The sequence below is a fragment of the Gryllotalpicola sp. genome, from assembly GCF_027352875.1.
In the GTDB taxonomy this organism is placed as follows: Bacteria; Actinomycetota; Actinomycetes; order Actinomycetales; family Microbacteriaceae; genus Gryllotalpicola.
In genome coordinates this window covers 1-4863 of record NZ_DAIEII010000003.1, presented here as the reverse complement: position 1 = coordinate 4863, position 4863 = coordinate 1, and the positions used below count along the sequence as shown (strand labels likewise).

Genomic DNA, 4863 nt, shown 5'->3' with positions numbered 1-4863 from the left:
CGAGTCGACGGACGCCGTCCGCCTCATCGGCTACTCCGAGGCGGCCGTCTCTGCGAAGGAGCTGAAGTGAGCGATTCCACCGGCGCGCTGCATGGCGCCATTGACCTGTCCGGCCTGGTGAACCAGCCGGCCGCGGCTGCCGAGGCGGCGGGTGCGGCATCCCGATTCAGCTTCACTGCCGACACGCGCTCGATCGCGGAGTTCATCGACCTCTCCAGCCGCGTGCCGGTGCTCGTGCTGCTCATGGCGACCTGGAGCGAGCAGGCGAGGGATCTCGGTGCGCTGCTCGACCGGCTCGTCGCCGAGAAGCGCGGTGCCCTCGTGCTCGTGCGGGTGGATGCCGAGGCGAATCCGCAGCTCACTCAGGCGTTCGGAGCCACCGGCATCCCGACCCTCGCCGCGGTGATCGCCGGCCGTCCGTTGCCGCTGTTCCAGGGCGTCTACCCCGAGGAGCAGATCGTCCAGGTGCTCGATCAGCTGCTTCAGGTGGCCGCCCAGCAGGGCGTCGCAGGCACGCTCGATGCGGGCGAGACTCCCGCGGAGCCGACCCCCGAGCCGCTTCCACCGCTGCACCAGGAGGCGTACGACGCCATCGAGCGCGGCGACCTGCAGGCCGCGGTCGACGCCTACCGCAAGGCCATCGCGCAGAACCCTGGCGACGGCCTCGCCAAGGCCGGGCTCGCGCAGGTGAGCTTGCTGCAGCGCGTCGCGCGCGCCGACGCGGATGCCGTGCGAACGGCCGCGGCGGACGACCCTTCGAGTGTGGACGCCGCTCTCGCGGTCGCCGACGTCGATGTCTCGGGCGGCCACGTCGACGACGCGTTCGACCGGCTGCTCGCCCTCTTCCCGGCGCTGGATGCCGCGCAGAAGAACGCCGTCCGCGAGCGCCTTGTCGAGTTCTTCGAGGTCGTCGGCCCTGAGGACCCGCGCGTGGTGGCGGCCCGCAGGCGGCTCACGAACCTGCTCTATTAGCCGTAGTTGCGTTGCCGATGGGTACCGTCTCGCCTGTCCGGACGGACGGGGTCGTATCTACCGGGAACGTAACGCGGCAGGTCAGTGCCGGGGTCGAAGCCAGAGGACGCCGAGCGGCGGCAGCGTGAGCGTCGCCGAGGCGGGGCGTCCGTTCCAGCCGACGGCCTCCGCGTGCACGGTGCCGAGGTTGCCGACGCCGGAGCCGCCGAACTCCTCGGCATCCGTGTTGAGGATCTCGTCCCACTCGCCCGCGAACGGCAGGGCGATGCGGTAGCCGTGGTGGGGGTGGCCGGCGAAGTTCGCCACCACCGCGATCGGCCCCTCTTCGCTCCAACGCAGGAACGCGAGCACGTTGTTCGCCGCATCCCCGCCCTCCAGCCACTCGAATCCGCGCGGTTCGGTGTCATGGCGCCACAGCGCCGGGTTCTCGACGTAGCGCGCGTTGAGCTGCCGCACGAGGTGCTGCAGGCCCTGGTGCGTCGGCTGCTCGAGGATCCACCAGTCGAGGCCCCGGTCGGACGACCACTCCGAGTACTGGCCGAACTCCTGCCCCATGAAGAGCAGCTGCTTGCCGGGATGCGACCACATGAAGGCGAGGAACGCGCGCACATTGGCCCGCTGCTGCCAGTGGTCGCCCGGCATCTTCGCGATGAGCGAGCCCTTGCCGTGCACCACCTCGTCGTGCGAGACGGGCAGCACGAAGTTCTCGCTGTACGCGTAGACCATCGCGAAGGTCATCTCGTTGTGGTGGTACGAGCGGTAGGCGGGGTCGCGCTGGATGTACTGCAGCGAGTCGTGCATCCAGCCCATGTTCCACTTGAAGCCGAAGCCGAGCCCCCCGACGGAGGTCGCCGCGGTGACGCCCTGCCAGCTCGTCGACTCCTCGGCGATCATCATGATCCCGGGATTGCGCTTGTACGCGGTCGCCGTCGTCTCCTGCAGGAACGAGATGGCCTCGAGGTACTCGCGGCCGCCGTACCTGTTGGGCAGCCACTCGCCGGCCTTCCGCGAGTAGTCGCGGTAGATCATCGAGGCGACGGCGTCGACGCGCAGCCCGTCGACGTGGAACTCCTCGAGCCAGTACAGCGCGTTGGCGTAGAGGAAGTTGCGCACCTCGGTGCGCCCGAAGTCGAAGACGTAGGTGCCCCATTCCTTCTGCTCGCCGAGCCGCCAGTCGGCGTGCTCGTAGAGTGCCGTGCCGTCGAAGCGGGCGAGCGCCCAGTCATCCTTGGGGAAGTGCCCGGGCACCCAGTCGAGGATGACGCCGATGCCGGCCTGGTGCAGCCGATCGACGAGGTGGCGCAGATCGTCGGGGTGCCCGAACCGGCTGGTGGGCGCGTAGTAGCCGGTGACCTGGTAGCCCCACGAGCCCGCGAAGGGGTGCTCGGCGAGCGGCATGAACTCGACGTGGGTGAAGCCGAGGTCGTGCACGTAGTCGATGAGCTGGTCGGCGAGCTCCAGGTAGCCGAGGCCGGGCCGCCACGAGCCGACGTGGAGCTCGTAGATCGACAGCGGCCGGTCGTGGTGGGATGCCGGGCGCGCGGCGAGCCACGCGGCATCCCCCCACGCGTAGCGGCTCTCACCGACGACCGAGGCGGTCGCGGGCGGCGTCTCGGTGTACTGCGCGACGGGATCGATCTTCCGCACCCATTCGCCCCAGGCGGTGCGGATGTCGAACTTGTAGATGGCGCCGACTCCCAGGCCGGGGATGAAGAGCTCCCACACGCCGCTCGAGCCCATCGAGCGCATGGCGTGCTGCGTGCCGTCCCAGCCGTTGAAGAGGCCGACGACGCGCACCGCGGTCGCGCTCGGCGCCCAGACGGCGAACGAGGTGCCCGCGGTCGAGCGCGCGACGCCGGCGACCGAGCGCACGTGCGCGCCGAGCGCGTTCCAGAGCTGCTCGTGCCGCCCCTCTTCGAGGAGCCAGAGGTCGGTCTCGCCGATCGTCGGCGGGAAACGGTACGGGTCCTCGGCGGTGTAGTGGGTGCCGTCGGCATAGCGCGCCTCGACGACGTAGTCGCCCGGGCCGACGATGCTCACGCCCTGCCAAACGCCCCAGCCGAGGTGGGAGAGCTCGATGGCGGCGCCCGAGTCGAGGATGGCGCGCACGCCGCTCGCGAGCGGCCTGAGCGCGCGGATGACCGTGACCGGATCGGTGACGCCGGGGGCCGCCGCCGGATGCTGGCCGAGCACCGAGTGCGGGTCGTGGTGGCGGCCCTCCGCGATCGCCTGGAGCGCCTCGGAGGAGACGGCCGGTACGGCGAGCCCGGTCGGGATCACGCGGCGTCCCGCACGTGGAGGAGGTGCACCGGCTCCGCGAAGGCGTCGAGGCGCACGTAGTCGCGCTCGCTCCAGGTCCAGCGCGCTCCGGTGATCAGGTCGCGCACGTCGAACGGCCTGCCCGGTGCGATGCCGAACGACGCCGTGTCGAGGTGCACGAGCGTCTCGCGCACCGAGTGCGGGTCGACGTTGGCGACGACGATGACGGTGTCGCTCTTGCCGCTGCGGGTGAAGGCGCCGTCGAGATGCTTGCTGAAGACGAGGACGGCGTCGTCGTCGCTGCGGTGCAGCACGAGGTTGCGCAGCTGCCGCAGCGCGGGGTGCTCGCGCCGGGCCGAGTTGAGGATCGTGAGGTACGGAGCGAGGGATTCCCCGCTCGCGGCCGCGCGCGCCCAATCCCGCGGCCGGAACTCGTACTTCTCGTTGTCGAGGTACTCCTCCGAGCCGGGCCGGGCGACGGACTCGTAGAGCTCGAACCCCGCGTAGACCCCCCACGAGGCGCCGACCGTCGCCGCGAGGGCGGCGCGCACCTTGAACGCCGGCCGGCCGCCGAACTGCAGGTATTCGGTGAGGATGTCGGGCGTGTTGACGAAGAGGTTGGGGCGGAAGTACGCCGCCTTCGGCCCGGCGATGCCGGTGAGGAACTCCTCGAGCTCGGCCTTGGTATTGCGCCAGGTGAAGTACGAGTAGCTCTGCTGGAAGCCGACCTTGGCGAGCGCGTCCATGACGGCGGGGCGGGTGAACGCCTCGGCGAGGAACACCACCTCGGGGTGCGCGGCTTTGACCTCAGCGAGCAGCCGAGCCCAGAACCAGAGCGGCTTGGTGTGCGGATTGTCGACGCGGAAGATCGCGACGCCCTGCGCGATCCAGTGCTCGACGACGCGCAGCACCTCGGCGTAGAGCCCGTTCGGGTCGCGGTCGAAGTTGAGCGGGTAGATGTCCTGGTACTGCTTCGGCGGGTTCTCGGCGTAGGCGATCGACCCGTCGCTCAACTGCGTGAACCACTCCGGATGCGCGCTCACCCAGGGATGGTCGGGGGAGGCCTGCAGCGCGAGGTCGAGCGCGACCTCGAGGCCGGCCTGCTGCGCCTTGCCGAGGAAGAACTGGAAGTCGGCGAGCGACCCGAGGTCGGGGTGGATCGCATCGTGCCCGCCGTCGGCCGAGCCGATGGCCCACGGCGACCCGGGGTCGCCGGGCCGGGCCGAGAGCGCGTTGTTGCGGCCCTTGCGGTGGGTGAGCCCGATGGGGTGGATGGGCGGCAGGTAGACGACGTCGAACCCCATCGCGGCCACATCGGGAAGGCGCAGCGCAGCGGTGCGGAAGGTCCCCGACTTCCAGGTGCCGTCCGCCAGCTTCCTCGCGCCCTCCGACCGCGGGAAGAGCTCGTACCAGGAGCCGACGCCGGCGCGGGCGCGCTCGACGACGAGCGCGCCGATCTCGGAGAGCGTCGGCATCGAGACGATGGGGCGTTCCTGGAGGATGCGCAGCAGGCGCTCCTCGGCGGCGCGGGCGAGCCGCGATGCGGCATCCGCCGTCGGGTCGGTGATCGCCGCGGCGAGCTCGTCGAGGTAGCGGCGCTCGCTCTGGGCGCGGCGCGCGTCGTTGACAGCG

3 protein-coding genes are annotated in these 4863 nt (G+C 70.8%); 1 reads left to right on the top strand and 2 read right to left on the bottom strand.

Annotation, left to right across the window (positions count from 1 at the left end; genetic code table 11):
• Positions 1-66: 66 nt before the first annotated feature.
• On the top strand, positions 67-972 hold the full coding sequence (locus M7D61_RS00270; protein WP_298226404.1) for a tetratricopeptide repeat protein: 906 nt from the start codon (positions 67-69) through the stop codon (positions 970-972).
• Between the two features lie 81 nt (positions 973-1053).
• On the opposite strand, the gene glgB is transcribed toward M7D61_RS00270, so the two are convergent.
• Positions 1054-3252, bottom strand: coding sequence for a 1,4-alpha-glucan branching protein GlgB (glgB, locus tag M7D61_RS00265; protein WP_298226401.1), 2199 nt, complete (start codon positions 3250-3252; stop codon positions 1054-1056).
• The coding region (locus M7D61_RS00260) for an alpha-1,4-glucan--maltose-1-phosphate maltosyltransferase (RefSeq protein ID WP_298226399.1) at positions 3249-4863 on the bottom strand (1615 nt) is incomplete at its 5' end. The genes glgB and M7D61_RS00260, both read right to left, overlap by 4 nt.